At 58.1% G+C, this 18500-nt stretch carries 14 protein-coding genes and 2 tRNA genes; 15 read left to right on the top strand and 1 reads right to left on the bottom strand.

The annotated features are described in order from the left end of the window. Window positions 1–99 precede the first annotated feature (99 nt). The 11 genes from ybgF to RBH71_RS07505 all read left to right on the top strand — a co-directional run bounded on the left by ybgF (window position 100) and on the right by RBH71_RS07505 (window position 14829). Window positions 100–1092, top strand: coding sequence for a tol-pal system protein YbgF (gene ybgF, locus RBH71_RS07555; RefSeq protein ID WP_003511385.1), 993 nt, complete (start codon window positions 100–102; stop codon window positions 1090–1092). 30 nt (window positions 1093–1122) lie between these two features. Next, window positions 1123–2460, top strand: coding sequence for a tRNA lysidine(34) synthetase TilS (gene tilS / locus RBH71_RS07550; RefSeq protein ID WP_111803050.1), 1338 nt, complete (start codon window positions 1123–1125; stop codon window positions 2458–2460). Window positions 2461–2614: 154 nt separating this feature from the next. Continuing rightward, the gene (gene ftsH / locus RBH71_RS07545; protein WP_003511383.1) at window positions 2615–4579 is read left to right on the top strand and encodes an ATP-dependent zinc metalloprotease FtsH; all 1965 of its coding nucleotides are present in this window, start codon (window positions 2615–2617) and stop codon (window positions 4577–4579) included. A gap of 188 nt (window positions 4580–4767) precedes the next feature. Continuing rightward, entirely contained in the window at window positions 4768–6120 is a 1353-nt protein-coding gene (gene glmM / locus RBH71_RS07540; protein WP_003511381.1) for a phosphoglucosamine mutase, read from the top strand. Window positions 6121–6308: 188 nt separating this feature from the next. Next, window positions 6309–7154 carry an outer membrane protein gene (locus RBH71_RS07535; RefSeq protein ID WP_003511380.1) on the top strand — a complete coding sequence of 282 codons (846 nt, stop codon included), beginning with the start codon at window positions 6309–6311 and terminating at the stop codon, window positions 7152–7154. 216 nt (window positions 7155–7370) lie between these two features. Then, window positions 7371–8549 (top strand): phosphoserine transaminase, encoded by a 1179-nt coding sequence (locus RBH71_RS07530; protein ID WP_003511379.1) that lies wholly within the window; start codon window positions 7371–7373, stop codon window positions 8547–8549. 83 nt (window positions 8550–8632) lie between these two features. Further along, entirely contained in the window at window positions 8633–10228 is a 1596-nt protein-coding gene (gene serA / locus RBH71_RS07525; RefSeq protein ID WP_003511378.1) for a phosphoglycerate dehydrogenase, read from the top strand. Between the two features lie 225 nt (window positions 10229–10453). Further along, window positions 10454–11536 (top strand): Tim44 domain-containing protein, encoded by a 1083-nt coding sequence (locus RBH71_RS07520; protein ID WP_003511377.1) that lies wholly within the window; start codon window positions 10454–10456, stop codon window positions 11534–11536. A 488-nt stretch (window positions 11537–12024) separates the two neighbouring features. Then, entirely contained in the window at window positions 12025–13215 is a 1191-nt protein-coding gene (locus RBH71_RS07515; protein WP_003511376.1) for an OpgC family protein, read from the top strand. Window positions 13216–13420: 205 nt separating this feature from the next. Beyond that, on the top strand, window positions 13421–14617 hold the full coding sequence (mnmA, locus tag RBH71_RS07510; protein ID WP_035199644.1) for a tRNA 2-thiouridine(34) synthase MnmA: 1197 nt from the start codon (window positions 13421–13423) through the stop codon (window positions 14615–14617). A 135-nt stretch (window positions 14618–14752) separates the two neighbouring features. Next, window positions 14753–14829: transfer RNA gene (locus tag RBH71_RS07505), tRNA-Met, on the top strand. A 793-nt stretch (window positions 14830–15622) separates the two neighbouring features. Here RBH71_RS07505 and RBH71_RS07500 read toward each other — a convergent pair. Further along, a tRNA-Gly gene (locus tag RBH71_RS07500) sits at window positions 15623–15697 on the bottom strand. Window positions 15698–15953: 256 nt separating this feature from the next. Here RBH71_RS07500 and RBH71_RS07495 point away from each other — a divergent pair. From RBH71_RS07495 to RBH71_RS07480, 4 genes are all read left to right on the top strand, one after another. Next, entirely contained in the window at window positions 15954–16463 is a 510-nt protein-coding gene (locus tag RBH71_RS07495) for a prolyl-tRNA synthetase associated domain-containing protein (RefSeq protein WP_111803068.1), read from the top strand. 54 nt (window positions 16464–16517) lie between these two features. Then, complete coding sequence (gene trxA / locus RBH71_RS07490) at window positions 16518–17486, top strand: thioredoxin (RefSeq protein ID WP_003511373.1); 969 nt, start codon at window positions 16518–16520, stop codon at window positions 17484–17486. Window positions 17487–17554: 68 nt separating this feature from the next. Continuing rightward, the gene (locus RBH71_RS07485; RefSeq protein WP_003511372.1) at window positions 17555–18226 is read left to right on the top strand and encodes an LON peptidase substrate-binding domain-containing protein; all 672 of its coding nucleotides are present in this window, start codon (window positions 17555–17557) and stop codon (window positions 18224–18226) included. A 10-nt stretch (window positions 18227–18236) separates the two neighbouring features. Next, window positions 18237–18425: a Trm112 family protein gene (locus tag RBH71_RS07480; protein WP_003511371.1), complete on the top strand. Its 189-nt coding sequence runs from the start codon at window positions 18237–18239 to the stop codon at window positions 18423–18425. Window positions 18426–18500 lie beyond the last annotated feature (75 nt).

Below are 18500 nucleotides of genomic sequence, written 5' to 3'. Positions count from 1 at the left end.
TTCATAGTTTGGCCGAAGTTAAGTTGCTTTTTCGGTTGATATGGAAAAAATCCGGCTTGCGCCATTCCGGTGCAAATCAGTTAAGGCAGGGCAAATGAGATGAAGAAACTTGTCGTGGCGGGAATGCTGGGGCTTGCAGCCTGCACCGGCTTGAGCGGCACAGCCGTTTCGGGTCCGCTGTTCGGTGCGGGGGGTAGCTTCGGCACGATCAACTCTCAGCAGGTCCCAATTGTGCGGGTTCAGGCCAATGAAGCCTATAAGGTTCAGCAGCTTGAAGAACAGATCCGGCAGCTCAACGGCCGTATCGAAGAAATGAGCTTCCAGCTTTTGCAGATGCAGGAAACGATCCGCAAGGCGCAGGAAGACAATGAATTCCGCTTCCAGGAACTGGAAGGCGGCAAAGGCGCGAGTACCACCGCGCCGAAAAAGAAGGCGGAGGCCACTCCGGCCGCTCCGCCGAGCGACGACGTTGCAACGATCATCGAAACGCCACCTCAGGGTGGCGCTTCCGTTTCGCCGTCCTCTTCCGCGAACGCGCCGACGAGTGCACCGGGAGAGACGACGCTTGGCTCCATCGAGCTTGATTCCAAGGGCATGCCGATCGGTGGCTCATTGAACCAGGGTGCCAACAATTCTTCCGGTAGTCTTCCGGGCGTTACCACCGGCAACGGTTCGCGCAAGACCGATCCGGTCAACACCGCAGCACTCACCAGCGAGGGCGATATCTATCAGGCTGCTTACGGTCATGTTCTTTCCGGCGATTACAAGCTTGCGGAGCAGGGGTTCCAGCAATATCTCCAGGGTTACCCGAAAGGCACCAAGGCCGCCGATGCCAGCTTCTGGCTGGGCGAGGCACAATATTCGCAGGGCAAGTTCAACGAGGCCGCAAAAACTTTCCTGAACGGCCATCAGACCTATGGCAAGTCTCCGAAAGCACCGGAAATGCTGATGAAGCTCGGCATGTCGCTTGCAGCTCTGGACAACACCGAGACCGCCTGCGCCACGCTGCGCGAAGTGCCGAAGCGTTATCCCAGTGCTTCAAAGACTGTGCTGAACAAGGTTGCCAGCGAACAGAAGCGGCTGAGCTGCTGATCTTGCTCCTGCCATGGCGGCGGTCTTTCCATGCCGGTTGATGTCCGCATTTTGAACGAAAAGACGGTTGCGCCGCTCGCTGCGGCTAGGTCCTTCGTCGAAAATCTTCGCAAACCCGTCCATATTCTCATCGCAATCTCCGGCGGTAGCGATTCCACCGGTCTGTTGCTGGCAATGCATGAGGCGAGGGCGGAGGCAGACCCCGACCGGGTGCGGCTTTCCGCCGTCACGGTTGACCATGCCCTCAGGGCGGAATCCGCTGATGAGGCTCACAAGGTCTCCCTGCTCTGCGCGGAACTCGGTATCCCGCATACCGTGCGCCGATGGGATGATCCCAAACCCGCTTCCGGCATTTCCGAAGCCTCTCGTCTTGCCCGATATAGTCTGATCGCCGACGTTGCGAGCGACATTGGCGCCGATCTCATCGTGACGGGGCATACTCTTGGCGACCAGCGGGAAACCGTGGCGATGCGTGCCGCCAGAAGCGGCAGCAGCGAAAATCTCGGCCTCGCCGGCATGGCGGATGCTGTATTATACGGTGGACGCCACTGGATCATGCGGCCGTTTCTGACCTGTGAAAGACAGGAGATCCGCGATTTCGTATTATCTCGCTCGCGTGGCTGGTCTGACGACCCTAGTAATGACAACGCGCGCTACGAGCGGGTTCGTGTGCGGCAGTCGCTTTCCGACTCTCCGCCGCCGTTTGATGCGCAGGCCGCCGTCAAACGACAGGCATATTCCGAGAAAACCGCCTTTTTTCTCCAACAAAACGTAGAATTCTTTCACGCCACGCTCGCCAGATTGTCGATTGAAGGCCTGATGCCCGATCTTCCCGAATTTCGGCACGGGCTAGCGGTGCTCATCGCTAATCTCGGTGGAAGGGCCTATTTCCCGGCGGCCAGCAGCATGGATCGGGTGTTGCAGTTTCTCAAAACCAGCGAGAACGGACGGATAACGGTTGGCCGCGTTCTTTTCGATCGCCGAAAGGACGGGCTTTATCTTTTCCGCGAGCATCGGAATATGCCGGAACTGCAAGTCGAGGCTGGCGGGCAGGGCCTCTGGGACGATCGTTTCTTTGTGAAAAACACATCGGCTTTTCCGGTCAATATTGCGGCGGGCAGGACGGGTGGCATTGCGGATGCGGCAGCGCTTTTTCCAGCGGTGCCGCCAGGGATTGCAAAACAGGCGATGGCGATCCTGCCGCAAAATGCCGCGTTGGTTCCCGGTCGAGCCTCTCCGGAAGGTGCCATCAGTATCGTGCCGAGGCTTGCCCCCTTCGATCTTTTTCTGCCGCGCTTCGACCTTGAGTTGGCGAATGCCATCGCGGTTTTATTCGGCCGTGCGGCCTATCCACAGCCGCCGGTTTAAATCCGGCCTCTTTTTCGTGAATTGCCTTGGAATAGTTTTTACACCAAAACGCATCAGATAACGCCCTTTGCCTTGGCAACGGCAGATGTCGTCCTTATGTTAGGGTCGAGTAATAGCGGGCAGCAAACATGTCCGTGTGAGTTCGGGGAGTTCGATGAACCCAAATTTCAGAAATTTCGCCTTGTGGGCCGTGATTGCCCTCTTGCTGATCGCTTTGTTCAGCATGTTCCAGACTTCGCCGACGCAAACGGGTTCGCGGGAAATTCCGTATTCCCAGTTTGTCCGCGATGTGGATTCCGGGCGAGTTCGCGACGTGACCGTCACCGGTAACCGGGTTCTCGGAACCTATACCGAGAACGGCACGGCCTTTCAGACCTATTCCCCAGTAATCGACGACAGCTTGATGGAGCGCTTGCAGAGCAAGAACGTCACCATCGTCGCGCGTCCCGAGAGCGACGGTTCTTCCGGTTTTTTGAGCTATCTCGGCACGCTTTTGCCGATGTTCCTCATCCTCGGCGTCTGGCTGTTCTTCATGCGGCAGATGCAGGGCGGCTCGCGCGGCGCGATGGGCTTTGGCAAGTCAAAGGCCAAGCTTTTGACGGAAGCGCACGGCCGCGTGACGTTTGACGACGTCGCAGGTGTGGACGAAGCCAAGCAGGACCTTGAGGAAATCGTGGAATTCCTGCGCGATCCGCAGAAGTTCCAGCGACTCGGCGGCAAGATCCCGCGCGGCGTGCTGCTGGTCGGCCCTCCAGGTACTGGTAAGACGCTACTGGCGCGCTCCGTCGCGGGTGAAGCTAATGTGCCGTTCTTCACCATTTCCGGTTCTGACTTCGTGGAAATGTTCGTCGGCGTCGGCGCAAGCCGCGTGCGTGACATGTTCGAGCAGGCCAAGAAGAATGCGCCGTGCATCATCTTCATCGACGAAATCGACGCTGTCGGTCGTCACCGCGGCGCCGGTCTCGGCGGTGGCAATGACGAACGCGAACAGACGCTCAACCAGCTGCTGGTCGAGATGGACGGCTTCGAGGCGAATGAAGGCATCATCCTCATCGCCGCCACCAACCGTCCGGACGTTCTCGATCCCGCGCTTCTGCGTCCCGGCCGTTTCGACCGTCAGGTCGTCGTGCCGAACCCGGATATCGTCGGCCGTGAGCGCATTCTCAAGGTTCACGTTCGCAACGTGCCGCTGGCTCCGAATGTCGATCTCAAGGTTCTGGCCCGTGGCACCCCCGGTTTCTCGGGCGCTGACTTGATGAACCTCGTCAACGAAGCCGCCCTGATGGCCGCTCGCCGTAACAAGCGCGTGGTTACCATGCAGGAGTTCGAGGACGCCAAGGACAAGATCATGATGGGTGCGGAACGCCGCTCCTCCGCCATGACCGAAGCGGAAAAGAAACTGACCGCTTACCACGAGGCGGGGCATGCGATTACCGCGCTCAAGGTTGCTTTGGCTGATCCGCTGCACAAGGCGACAATTATTCCGCGCGGCCGTGCACTCGGCATGGTCATGCAGTTGCCTGAAGGTGACCGCTACTCCATGAGTTACAAATGGATGGTGTCGCGTCTGGTGATCATGATGGGTGGCCGCGTTGCCGAGGAGTTGACCTTCGGCAAGGAAAACATCACCTCCGGCGCATCTTCGGATATCGAGCAGGCCACCAAGCTTGCCCGCGCCATGGTAACGCAATGGGGCTTCTCCGACGCTCTCGGCCAGGTCGCCTATGGTGAAAACCAGCAGGAAGTCTTCCTTGGCCATTCCGTCTCGCAGTCCAAGAATGTCTCCGAGGCAACGGCTCAGACGATCGACACCGAAGTCCGCCGCCTGATCGACGAGGCCTATACAGAGGCACGTCGTATCCTGACGGACAATCACGACGGGTTCGTTGCTATTGCCGAGGGTCTTCTTGAATACGAAACCCTCACGGGCGACGAGATCAAGGCTTTGCTGAGGGGCGAGAAGCCGGCCCGCGATCTGGGTGACGATTCTCCTGGCAGCCGTGGCTCGGCTGTTCCGAAAGCAGGCACCAAGAAGGACGGCCCAAGCGAAGTCAAGGGTGACGGCGAAGCCAAGGGCGACGGCGAGGCTGAAGGCGGCATGGAGCCGCAGCCGCACTGATTGCTTGGCCAAGACGACTATTGAAAAAGGCCATCCGGTTTTCCGGGTGGCCTTTTCAGTTTGGTAACAAGATATAAGCAATTTTTGCGGTAATTTACGTGCTGTTTATCGTGGTTTGTGGCATTTAGCCAAAAACGCTTCCGGTAGTTTTATGCTATGCCGGAATGCCCGAAAGATTTGGAGTTCAAATGGCACGCCGTTATTTCGGAACCGATGGTATCCGCGGACAATCGAACGTCTTTCCCATGACGCCGGATCTGGCGATGCGTGTGGGCATTGCGGTCGGAACGATCTTCCGCCGGGGCCATCATCGCCATCGTGTCGTGATCGGCAAGGATACACGGCTTTCGGGCTACATGCTGGAAAACGCGCTGGTCGCAGGTTTCACCGCGGCCGGCCTTGATGTCTTCCTGCTCGGGCCCATTCCAACCCCCGCTGTTGCCATGCTGACCCGCTCGCTGCGGGCCGATATCGGCGTAATGATCTCGGCGTCGCACAACCCATTTTCCGATAATGGAATCAAGCTTTTCGGACCCGACGGATACAAGCTTTCCGACGAGCTTGAGCTGGAAATCGAAGATCTTCTCGACAAGGATCTCTATGCCCAGCTCGCCAAGCCGAGCGAGATCGGACGCGCCAAGCGCGTGGATGGCGATATCTACCGCTATATCGAATTCGTCAAACGTACCCTGCCGCGTGATGTGACGCTGAGCGGGCTCAGGATCGCCATCGACTGTGCCAATGGCGCTGCCTACAAGGTGGCTCCCGCAGCACTCTGGGAACTGGGCGCCGAAGTCGTTACCATCGGCAACGAGCCGAACGGCATCAATATCAATCTCGAATGCGGCTCCACCCACCCGGAAGCCCTGCAGAAAAAGGTGCATGAGGTGCGGGCCGATATCGGCATCGCGCTCGATGGCGATGCGGACCGTGTCATCATCGTCGACGAACGCGGCGAGATCGTCGACGGCGACCAGCTCATGGCGGTGATTGCCGACAGCTGGGCTTCCGACAATACCCTGCGTGGTGGCGGCATTGTCGCAACCGTGATGTCCAATCTCGGTCTTGAGCGTTTCCTTGGCGACAAGGGTCTCACCCTTGCCCGCACCAAGGTGGGCGACCGTTATGTTGTCGAACATATGCGCAACCACAATTTCAACGTCGGCGGTGAGCAGTCCGGCCACATCGTCTTGTCGGATTATGGCACGACTGGCGATGGGCTGGTGGCAGCTTTGCAGGTTCTCGCCAAGGTCAAACGTTCGGGCCTCACCGTCAGCGAGGTTTGCCGCAAGTTCGAGCCGGTGCCGCAGCTTTTGAAGAACGTCCGTATTTCCGGCGGCAAGCCATTGGAAAATCCGATCGTGCAGCAGGCGATCGCCGATGCGGAAAGCGCATTGGCCAATAATGGCCGCCTCGTTATCCGCCCCTCCGGTACGGAGCCTTTGATCCGCGTCATGGCGGAGGGCGACGATAGTGCGAAGGTGGAGCAGATCGTCAACGATCTCGTCGGCGTTATCACCAATGCCCGCTCGGCTGCATAAATTGCGCCACCAAATGTGAAAAGAAAAAGCCGGCTTTCGAGTCGGCTTTTTCTTTGAGTATTGCCTAATAAATATAGTGAATGATCGTGGTTAATCGGGACTTAACCATTTTACGCCAATCTCCGTGACTGAACAGTTCACTGGCATTTGCTGCCGCAACGGCAGGTGCCTCTTCTGGAGTGGAAGTCATGAAAAACGCTTTGGCCGGCATTCTGGCCGTTCTGATGACCGGCACGAGCGCCTTCGCTGCCGATCTTTATCAAGCTGAACCTGCGCCTGCCTATGTCGAGGCACCCGAAGTGCAGATCACGCAGGCAAGTGGTTGGTATCTGCGCGGCGACGTCGGTTATTCCTTCAACAAGCTTCGCGGCGCCAACTATTATCAGGGTGGACCGGGTGGTTATCTCGCCGATTTTGATACGGCTAATGTCAAGGATAGCTACATCGTCGGCGCCGGTGTCGGTTATCAGTTCAACAACTATTTCCGCAGTGACGTAACCTTCGATTACATGGGTAAATCGGATTTCCGCGGTTCTACCATCGGCGGCTGTGGTTCCGTGCCCGGTCCCTGCGTTTCAGCGGATCTCAGCTCGCTTAGAGCATACACGCTGATGGCAAACGCCTATGTCGATCTTGGTACCTATGGCCGCATCACGCCCTATGTTGGTGGCGGTATCGGCGGCTCCTACGTCAAATGGGATAAGCTGCGCAATACTTCGTGCAGCACCAACGGCCTTGGCTGCGACCCGACCACCGAACATGGCGGCAGAGGCAAGTGGCGCTTCGCCTATGCCCTGATGGCCGGTGCATCGATCGATGTTACCTGTAATCTGAAGGCAGATGTCGGTTACCGCTTCCGCCAGATCAACAAGGGCGACATGTTCGATTTTGCGAATGGTGGCGGTCCTGGCCGCGACAAGGGTCTGTATTCGCATGAGGTTCGCGTCGGTGGCCGTTATGTCTTTAACGGCTGCGATACCGCGCAATACATGCCGCCTGCCGATATTCCGCTGCAGCCTGCCGTTTATAAATAAACGTCACGCCCGACTGTTAGCTTCAAGCCGTTCGCATCCTCCTCCGGTGCGGGCGGTTTTTGTTTTCAGCGGTATCCAATTCGTCGCATGACGCATATGGACTAAAATTCTCATGCGTAGCGACATATTCCGCTTGACGGAGGCCGGTGAGAGGAATAGCAACGGCGTCAGGACACCTCTCCCTAACGAGAGGCGCCTATCTGAAAGGGTAGTCAAATGACAGATATAGTGAAGCCGGACCTCCGTCCGGGCAATACGCATTTTTCTTCTGGTCCATGCTCGAAGCGTCCCGGTTGGTCGCTAGATGCTCTATCCGATGCACCGCTCGGTCGCTCGCATCGCGCCAAGGTTGGCAAAGCCAAGCTGAAGCAGGCCATCGATCTCACCCGTGAAATTCTCAATGTTCCCGCCGATTATCGCATCGGCATTGTTCCCGCGTCCGACACCGGCGCCGTTGAAATGGCCCTTTGGTCGCTGCTCGGTGAACGCGGCGTCGATATGCTTGCCTGGGAAAGCTTTGGTGCCGGCTGGGTTACCGATGTCGTCAAGCAGCTGAAGCTGAAGGACGTACGCAAGTTGGAGGCCGATTACGGACTGCTGCCGAACCTGGCAGAAGTCGATTTCGACCGCGATGTGGTTTTCACCTGGAACGGCACCACCTCCGGTGTCCGCGTTCCCAATGCCGATTTCATTCCTGCTGACCGCAAGGGTCTGACTATCTGCGATGCCACCTCGGCGGCCTTCGCGCAGGATATGGACTTTGCAAAGCTCGACGTCGTGACCTTCTCCTGGCAGAAGGTTCTGGGCGGCGAGGGTGGCCACGGCGTCATCATCCTTTCGCCGCGCGCTGTCGAGCGTCTGCTGAGCTACGCGCCGGCATGGCCGCTGCCGAAAATCTTCCGCATGGTCTCCGGCGGCAAGCTCATCGAAGGCATCTTCACTGGCGAAACCATCAACACCCCGTCCATGCTCTGCGTTGAGGATTATATCGACGCGCTGCTGTGGGCGAAGAACCTTGGTGGCCTGAAGGCGCTGATTGGCCGTGCTGATGCCAATGCCAAGGTCATCTACGACTTTATCGAGAAGAACGACTGGATCGCCAACCTGGCCGTCAAGCCGGAAACCCGCTCCAACACCTCCGTCTGCCTGAAGATCGTCGATCCCGACGTACAGGCGCTGGATGCTGCTGCGCAGGCGGATTTCGCCAAGGGCATCGTTGCCCTGCTTGAAAAGGAAAATGTCGCCCTCGATATCGGCGCTTACCGTGACGCACCGTCCGGTCTGCGCATCTGGGCCGGCGCAACCATCGAGACGGCCGATATGGAAGCCGTCATGCCCTGGCTCGCCTGGGCCTACCAGACGCAGAAGGCAACACTTTCCAAGGCTGCCGCCTGATTTTGATACCGGCCCTGCGTTGATGCAGGGCCGCCGATTTCCCGCTTTTAAAACTGCACCGTTTTTCAAGGAGCCCCTGAACCATGGCACCTCGCGTACTCGTATCCGACGAACTGTCGGAAACCGCCGTCCAGATTTTCCGTGATCGTGGCGTCGAAGTCGATTTCCAGCCGAAACTCGGCAAGGACAAGGACAAGCTGGCTGAAATCATCGGCAATTACGATGGTCTTGCCATTCGTTCCGCCACTAAGGCGACCGAAAAGCTGATCGAAGCGGCGACCAATCTCAAGGTCATCGGCCGCGCCGGTATCGGCGTCGATAACGTCGATATCCCGGCCGCTTCGCGCCGCGGTATCATCGTCATGAACACGCCGTTCGGCAACTCTATCACCACTGCCGAACATGCGATTGCGCTGATGTTCGCCGTCGCTCGTCAGCTTCCGGCTGCCGATAGCTCCACGCAGGCGGGTAAGTGGGAAAAGTCGAAATTCATGGGTGTCGAAATCACCGGCAAGACGCTCGGCGTCATCGGTGCCGGCAACATCGGCTCCATCGTCTGCTCGCGCGCACTTGGCCTGAAGATGCACGTTCTGGCCTACGATCCCTTCCTGTCGCCGGAGCGCGCGCAGGAAATGGGCGTGACGAAGGTTGAGCTGGACGAGCTGTTGGCGCAGGCCGATTTCATCACCCTGCATGTGCCGATGACCGACAAGACACGCGGCATCCTCAATGCCGAAAACCTTGCCAAGACCAAGAAGGGCGTACGTATCGTCAATTGCGCCCGTGGCGGTCTGGTGGATGAGGCGGCTCTTGCCGACGCCATCAAGTCCGGCCATGTCGCCGGTGCAGGCTTTGACGTTTTCGAAGTCGAGCCCGCCACCGAAAGCCCGCTTTTTGGTCTTCCCAATGTCGTCTGCACGCCGCATCTCGGCGCTTCGACCACGGAAGCACAGGAAAACGTTGCGCTTCAGGTTGCCGAGCAGATGTCGGATTATCTGGTCAAGGGTGCCGTCTCCAACGCCATCAACATGCCATCGATCACGGCGGAAGAAGCACCGCGCCTGAAGCCCTTCATCCGTCTGGCGGATGTCCTCGGCTCCTTCGTCGGTCAGGTGCAGGAAAGCGCCACCAAGGAAATCGAAATCCTTTATGATGGTGCAACCGCCAACATGAACACCAAGGCGCTGACCAGCGCGTTGCTGGCGGGCCTTATCCGCAGCCAGGTTGCGGATGTGAACATGGTTTCCGCGCCTGTTATGATCAAGGAAAAGGGTGTTATCCTGTCCGAGGTCAAGCGTGACAAGACCGGCGTTTACGACGGTTACATCAAGTTGACGGTCAAGACTGAAAACCAGGTTCGCTCGGTTGCTGGTACGGTGTTCTCGGATGGCAAGCCGCGCTTCATCCAGATCAAGAACATCAACATGGATGCGGATGTTGGATCGCACATGATCTACATCACCAACACCGACGTTCCCGGCATGATCGGCTTCATGGGCACCACGCTTGGTGAGGCTGGCGTCAACATTGCCAACTTCCAGCTCGGTCGTGAAAAGGAAGGCGGCGACGCCATCGCGCTTCTTTATGTCGATGGTCCGGTTTCCGAAGACGTGCTGGACAAGCTGCGCGCCAACCCGGCAATCCGCCAGGTCAGGCCGCTGACATTCAACATCGACTGATACCTATCGTTCCTCCCAAGGGGACAATAAGGGCCGGTGCAGGGGAAACCCTGTGCCGGTTTTTTTGTTTCTGAACCGCCGGTTTCACCGAAATGTGTGCGTGTTTCTCTCTCTGGTTGCATATCACGAAAAATTTAAGGCGGGCATACTAAAAATGATGATCATGAGTTGCTATATCGCGTGCTGATATGCCGCTCATGGGAGGGTGGCCAACAGGAGATAGTGATGTTTGCTGCCTTTCGGCGCTTCAAAGGTTTGTTCGCAGTCGCCGCGCTTGGTATCGCGGTATCTTTCGTAGCCGTCGATATGGCGGAAGCACGCCGTGCGAGCGGCGGTTTCGGTAGCCGCGGCACAAGGACGTTTTCCGCGCCGCCGTCGACCAGCACCGCCCCCGGCCAGACCGCGCCGATCAACCGCAGCATGACTCCTAACACCCAGCAAAACCAGGCGACGCCCGGCGCTGCACAGCCGGCGCGTCCCGGTGCGCAGGCACCGCAGCAGAGCCGTGGCCTGTTTGGCGGCATGATGGGTGGCTTGATGGGCGGACTGCTGATGGGTGGCCTGTTCGGCATGCTCATGGGCGGCGGTTTCGGCGGTATGGCCGGTTTCTTCGGTATGTTGCTGCAGGTGGCGCTGATTGGCCTTCTGGTCATGTTCGCCATGCGTTTCTTCGCATCGCGCCGTCAGGGCCAGCCGGCTTTCGGTGGCGCAGGCGGATCGCAGCGCACGGATCATTCCGGCTCCTCCTTTAATGGCGGCCCGCAGGCAGGTCCTTCCGCATCCTCGTTCAAGATTCCGAAGATCGGCGCGCTTGCCGGTGCTGCGGGCGGCGCAGCCGCGGCCACTGCCGCAACCGCAAAGCCGGTGGCACATGCCAATGCTATGTCCGAAGGTGACGAAATTGGCATTACCCAGAGCGATCTCGAAGTCTTCCAGAAAATGCTGCAGGATGTTCAGGCTGCCTATGGGGCTGAAGATTACGGCACGTTGCGCAAGCTGACGACGCCGGAAGCCATGTCCTATCTTGCTGAGGAACTGAGCGACAACGCGACGAGCGGCGTGAAAAACGACGTGCGCGACGTAACGCTGCTGCAGGGCGATGTTGCCGAAGCCTGGCACGAAGAGGGCCAGGACTATGCAACGGTAGCCATGCGCTACTCCGCCATCGACATTATGCGCGACCGCACCTCCGGCAAGGTGATCGAAGGGGACGAGCAGCATCCGTCCGAAGCGGTGGAAATGTGGACCTTCGTGCGCCGTGGCGGTAACGACAACTGGCAGGTCGCCGCCATTCAGGCCGCTGCCTGAGACGACGCGTAGTCTTGTCTGAATGAAACAGCCCGGAGGTTTTACCAACCTCCGGGCTTTTGCGTACCGCGATGCGTGATGCCGCGACATTGTCTTTCGTCGATAATTCAGTGATCGCGGTGGCAGATCGCAACTCTCCAAAAAAATGACTGATAAATCTAACGGGTGATATCTGTATCGTCCCGCGAGTGGCTGTCCGCGTTTTCCCTGCCATGCAGGGGTTTGCGCCCTCTTCGTCGAGGCGTGGCGCTGACGCATAGCTCTTTTGCTCCACGGAATGCCGTTTTTCATTCATCCGGTGTTCAGTCCGCGCATCCTAACCAGCATGCGTACACGTCAATGTTACTTTTCGCGCCGGTTCTAAACCGCTTTGGGAAGGGAACCACAGGCGCAAAACAGCGTTGACAATCCAATTCCCGGCCCGCCTCCCGCAAGCCGGGCTGGGTGGCCGGGCAATGCACGGCCCGCGAGAACGGAGAGCTATCGAGATGAAACGCTTTGACCTGATCGACGGGATGCGTGGTTACTTCCTCGTCTTCATGCTGATCAACCATCTGGTGTTTGCAGGCGGTTTCTGGCTGGTGGAAATCAATCACCGCCAGTTTGCCTTCGTGGAAGACGCGCAGGGTTTCGTCTTTCTGTCTGGTCTGCTGATCGGCATGGTCTATGCCCGCAAGATGATGAAATATGGCTATGATGCCGGCAAACAGATGATCTGGAACCGGGCGATGGAGCTCTATCGCTATGCGATGGGTCTCGTCATCGCCGTGCTGTTCTTCCGCATGGTCATCCCGCATGCGCCGTACATCTGGTACAACTGGCTGGGCATGACGTCGTTCGACGATCCGCTGCGTCTGGCGGCGATTGCGACATTCCTCTTCCAGCCGACATTCATGGATATTCTGCCGCAGTACATTGTTTACATGCTGTTCGCACCCGTCCTTGTTAAACTCTGCCTCGACGGCAAATGGGCTTATGTCATGGCAGGCTCGCTGCTGGTCTGGATGGCCGGCCAGCTCGGTCTTCAGCAGATCGTGACGACGCCTCTCAATGAACTCGTCAAGGGTGCCGACGAGCAGGGTATCCGTGTCAGCTTCAACCTTCTCGGTTGGCAGCTTGTATTCTACTCGGCGCTGGTGCTGGGCGCGATGACGGCGCAGAACCGCATTCCGTGGAAGGCGATCTTCTCACCGCAACAAACATGGCTTCCGAAGGCGGCACTTCTCATCTGCCTGTTTTTCATGCCGCTTCGTATCGCAACCGCCTGGGGCCTGATGCCGGAATTCGTGATGGGCAAGTTCTCCACGATGGAGATCCGTGCCGATTTCGGCCCGGTCTACCTCATCAATTTCCTTGCTGTTGGTGTGGGTCTCACTTGGCTGGTGATCGCTGGTCCGAAGCATCACCGCCCGATCGTCCGCTCGATTGCGGAGGGCGTGATCTGGGTGCTCTCGCTGAAATTCCTGCAGCTGCTCGGCCGCCATTCGCTTCAGGTCTATGTCTGGCACGTGGCTATCGTCTATGGCGTCTATTATCTGGATGGCCGTACGGCCGAACTTTCGCAGGTCAGCAAGACGCTAATTGCCCTTACCGCAATAGGCTTGCTGGCTTTGCCGGCCCTGTGGAGGGAGCGCGACAAGTGGATTGGCAGCAGCGGCCAGAAGACGGCGGGCGCTTAACAACCGGTCACCACCTCACTCTAATGGCTTTACGGGGCGGTTTTCCGCCCCGTACTTGCGTGCGCGGCCATTCCTTTCTATATGCAGCCCTTAAATCCGCATGGTGGCGAGGCAGGACAGTCTTTTTCGACTAAGGCTTGCCGCAGCGGATGACCGACAGGCGGCGGGGCCTTTACCCCCGTTATGACTGACGATGGGAAAAAACGTGAATACGCTCGATTTTGACAAGAGGCCGGAAGACACCCGGATCGTTGTCGCCATGTCCGGTGGCGTCGATTCTTCGGTTGTGGCCGGTATCCTCAAGCGCGAGGGCTATGACGTCCTCGGCATAACTCTCCAGCTTTACGACCACGGTGCGGCTGTGCACCGCGCCGGCTCCTGCTGCGCGGGACAGGATATTGACGATGCGCGCAGGGTCTGCGAAACGCTCGGCATTCCCCACTATGTGCTGGATTATGAAGCGCGGTTCCGCGAAACCGTCATCAATCCCTTTGCCGAAGCCTATGCGATGGGTGAAACGCCGATCCCCTGCGTTGCCTGCAACCAGACGGTAAAATTCGCCGATCTGCTCGCCACTGCTCAGGAACTCGGCGCAGATGCGCTGGCGACCGGCCACTACATCCGCTCGCGTCCCAATCCCGTTGCCGGCCAACCGGGACGCCGCGCGCTCTATCGCCCGATCGATAGCGATCGTGACCAGAGCTGGTTCCTGTTTGCAACGACGCAGGAGCAGATCGACTATCTGCGGTTTCCGCTCGGCGGCCTCTCAAAGGCCGAAACACGCGCGCTGGCGGAAGATATGGGTCTCGTCGTCGCCAAGAAGGCCGACAGTCAGGACATCTGTTTCGTACCTCAGGGCAAATATACCGATATCATCAACAAGCTGAAGCCGAATGCGGCGTTGGCGGGCGATATCGTCCATCTGGACGGGCGCGTACTCGGCCGCCATGACGGTATCGTGCATTATACCATCGGTCAGCGCCGGGGTATTGGTGTCGCGACTGGGGAGCCGCTGTATGTCGTGCATCTCGATGCGCGTGGCCGCAGGGTCATCGTCGGTCCGCGGGAGGCGCTGGAGACCCGCCGTGTCTATCTGCGAGACATGAACTGGCTTGGCGATGGCGCGCTTGCGGACGAGGCCGGGCAGGGCTTTGCCTGCTTCGCCAAGGTGCGCTCCACCCGCCCGCCAACCGAAGCGATGTTGCATGCCGATGAAAACGGCATCTACGTGGATTTGATGACCGGCGAGGCGGGTGTCGCTCCCGGTCAGGCCTGCGTGCTCTATTCTGCACCGGGCGCGGATGCCCGCGTTTACGGTGGTGGTTTCATCGAACGTTCGGAACGCTCGGTGGACGCCGAGGCTTCGCTGAAGGCGCTTTTGGAAAAGCCGGTTGCTGCCTGAAACAAATCGGTTTTCACCGCCGTGTGGAAAGCGAATTTTTTGCGCGTCATGCGCTTGACACTTTGGGGAGCGGCACCTTATAAGCCGCTCATCCTGATGGCGCGGACGGTCACATGGCTGTCACGTTTTCCCTGTGGCGGGGTAGCTCAGGTGGTTAGAGCAGCGGAATCATAATCCGCGTGTCGGGGGTTCAAGTCCCTCTCCCGCTACCATTCATCTTCAATGAGAAAAGCAAAGTTTGCGTCGTCTTCTGGACGTACGTTGAGAATTTGCGGCATTCCTCGCACTGCCTGTGGCTGGCCGGACGCCAAAAAAAGGGAAACCCGCTTGCCGTATCGAAACAGCCAGCGGGTCTCAACCTTTACCCCCTCCCACAAGGGCGAGCGAACAAAAGCACATCAAATGAATTATGACAAGATCAAGGCGACCATATTGTTGCGGTAGAAGACTCTGTTTGCCAGTTTAGCGGCGGATGGCAGAGAGTAACCACTTCCGTATGCCGCTCGTAAGGGGAGCGGTAAGACACGATATTATCGTTGCAGCGTAAGGGCGCGCCGGCAGCATAGACATTTGCAACGGCACGTGGATGATGGTGCACTTTGTATTTCGGGGCCGTTTCCCTTCCGTAATTGATCATGTCGGCAGCGAAAGAGGCAGCCGGGATGGACAGGACGGCAAATACGGCAACCACACAAGTTCGTCTGAGATTTATGGACATGAGCTATCCCCTCGTGTTGACCAACGCAGGAAAACGCGATGCGCCCGGGAGCTGTTCCCTGTGCCAAATGGTATTTTCACGGGGTGACAAAAAAATGCCCGCTCGCGGCGGGCAATTCAGAGGGGAACTGAGGTTAGGAGCCTCGCGTCAAGAACGGATATCCTCGCCATAAGTTCCGCCTGATTACATGTCGCCCGATAAAAATCATGCACGCCAAGCCGACAGACCGGGATCGGCGTCTTCATAAGCAATCGAAATAACGCAGGTAACTGTGTCCTGGGAAAATTTGGAGCGGGCGAAGGGATTTGAACCCTCGACCCCAACCTTGGCAAGGTTGTGCTCTACCCCTGAGCTACACCCGCTCAAATCCATCGGTCCGGGGTAGTACGCTGAACCGTGGGCCACCGCAATGCGGCGACGGGCGCTATATCGCTCAATCGATTTTGGAATGCAACAGGGAAATGACAAAAACGCGAAAATTTCTTTGAGAAATGCGACAAGCGGCGGAAATGATTGGGAATTTTCGCGCCGTCGCTTTTTCACGCGTTGCCAAGCCGCGGTTGCCCCCTTAATCATGACGGAGAGGACATCGGAATCGGCAAAGGCAGGCGGCAGGATATGGCGGAAAATTCTCCGAAGACGGCAGCGGACTTGTTCGCGTTTCTGGACGGGCTCGGCATCGAGCATAAGACAAAACAGCATGAGCCGGTCTACACCGTTGCCGAATCCCAGTCGTTGCGTGATCTAATCCCGGGCGGCCACACGAAGAACCTTTTTGTGAAGGACAAGAAGGATCAATATTTCGTTCTGACCGTTGAGGAGAACGCGGTCGTCGATCTGAAAAGCGTTCACAAGACGATTGGCGCGGCAAGCCGCGTATCCTTCGGCAGGCCGGAAAAAATGCTTGAATATCTGGGTGTCGTGCCGGGATCCGTCACGGTTTTCGGCGCCATCAACGACACGAGTGGGCAGGTCACCTTCGTACTCGACAGCGATCTTCTGGAAAACGAGCTTATCAACGGTCATCCGCTTTCCAACGACCAGACGACGACGATAGGAAACAAAGACCTCATTCGCTTCCTGGAGGCGACCGGCCACACGCCGCTTGTCTTGAAAGTCAGCGAGTGAGATACGATCTTTGCTTCAACCAAGACAATACGACAGAGATTACGGGAGACCGGCATGAGCGGCACGAACAATCCTTACGGCAGTTCCTATGGCGGGCAGATGTCCGGCAACGCGCAATATAGCGGGGAGCTGAACGGCGCGTCTTCCGGTCACATCAAGGACACCACAACGGCGGCCTTCTCCAAGGATGTTCTCGAGGAATCGCGCCACCAGCCGGTTCTGGTGGATTTCTGGGCACCGTGGTGCGGCCCGTGCAAGCAGCTGACGCCGGTTCTCGAAAAGGCAGTAAACGAGGCGAATGGCCGCGTGAAGCTTGTGAAACTGAATATCGACGATCACCCGTCTATTCCAGGCCAACTCGGCATCCAGTCCATTCCCGCCATCGTTGCTTTCCTGGATGGCAGGCCGGTGGACGGCTTCATGGGCGCGGTACCGGAAAGCCAGATCAAGCAGTTCATCGACAAGATCGCCGGACCTGATGCGGGTGATCCGAAGGCTGAGATCGAAGCGGTTCTGGCAGAGGCAAAGCAGCTTCTGGCGGATGGCGATCATAATGGTGCGGCACAATTGTTCGGCGCGGTTATGCAGGCCGATCCCGAAAACGCCGCCGCAATCGCTGGTATTGCCGAATGCATGATTGCCGTTGGACAATATGAACGGGCAAGCGAACTCCTCTCGTCCTTGCCGGCGGAAGTGGCCGCAGATGCTGGCATTCAGCTCGTCTCGAAAAAGATCGCGCAATATGAAGAAGCCCGCAAGATTGGCGACCCGGTGGCGCTGGAACGTGATCTCGCGCTCGATCCCGATAATTACGAGGCTCGTGTGAAGCTTGCCAAGGTCCTCAACGCTCAAGGGCGGCGGGATGAGGCAGCGGACCATCTGCTCTATGTCATGCGCAAGGACAGAACCTTTGATGATGACGGCGCGCGCCGCCAGCTTCTGGAGTTTTTCGAGGCCTGGGGCTTCAAGGATCCGGCAAGTGTGGCCGGGCGCCGGAAGCTTTCGGCAATCTTGTTTTCGTAATGCGGGCATATCCCGGCCATGGCGGTTGATCCGCCGGCCGGGCAGCGGTGAACAGGGGGCTTGATCCCATGCATGTCGGAAATGCGAGATATGTGAAGAACAACGATCTGCCGGAAACTGTGCCGGTATTTCCATTGTCGGGCGCGTTGCTTTTGCCGGAAGGCCACCTGCCGCTCAATGTCTTCGAGCCTAGATACCTCGCCATGATCGATATGGCACTGGCCGGCCACCGGGTCATCGGCATGGTGCAGCCGGCCCTTCACGTCATTGAGGGGGGGCATGATGGTGGTCCTTTGAGCGCTGTCGGATGTCTTGGTCGCATCACTTCCTTTTCGGAGACCGGGGATGGGCGTTATGTCATTTCGCTCACTGGCATCTGCCGCTTCCGCCTGCTGGAAGAGGTGGATGTGGGCAAACCCTATCGCAGTTTCCGGCACGCGCCCTTCATCGCCGATCTTTCCGGCGAGTATGATGAGGACGCTGTGGACCGCGAAAATCTGCTGCGGGTATTCCGTGCGTTTCTGGATGCGAACCAGCTGGAAGCCGATTGGGAAAGCGTGGAGCGCGCAGGCAATCGTGTCCTCGTCAATTCGCTTTCCATGATGTCTCCCTTTGGTCCCGCCGAAAAGCAGGCGCTGCTGGAAGCGCCTGACCTGAGGACGCGGGCCGAAACATTGATCGCCATCACCGAGATCGTTCTTGCCCAGGGCTCGGGCGAGGCCGGTACTGTGCTGCAGTAGGATCGCCGCCATGGACGACAGGATGAGCAATGCCGATCCCAAGCTGCTTGAGCTGCTGGTTTGCCCCTTGACGAAGGGACGTCTTTCCTACGATCGCGCCCGCAACGAGCTGGTGTCCGAAAGCGCAGGGCTCGCCTACCCGATCCGCGACGGGGTGCCGATCATGCTGATTTCCGAAGCGCGCAAATTAGAAGACTAGCGTTAGCCCTGCCTGCCGCTCTCTCCACAGTGTCACGTCGCAAATTGACGATGATGCGTTGACAACCGTGCGTGG

It is taken from the genome of Rhizobium sp. AN68 (assembly GCF_030758035.1).
GTDB lineage: Bacteria > Pseudomonadota > Alphaproteobacteria > Rhizobiales > Rhizobiaceae > Agrobacterium > Agrobacterium tumefaciens.
Note: the sequence above shows the minus strand (reverse complement) of the source record. Positions and strands in the feature narration are given on the sequence as shown.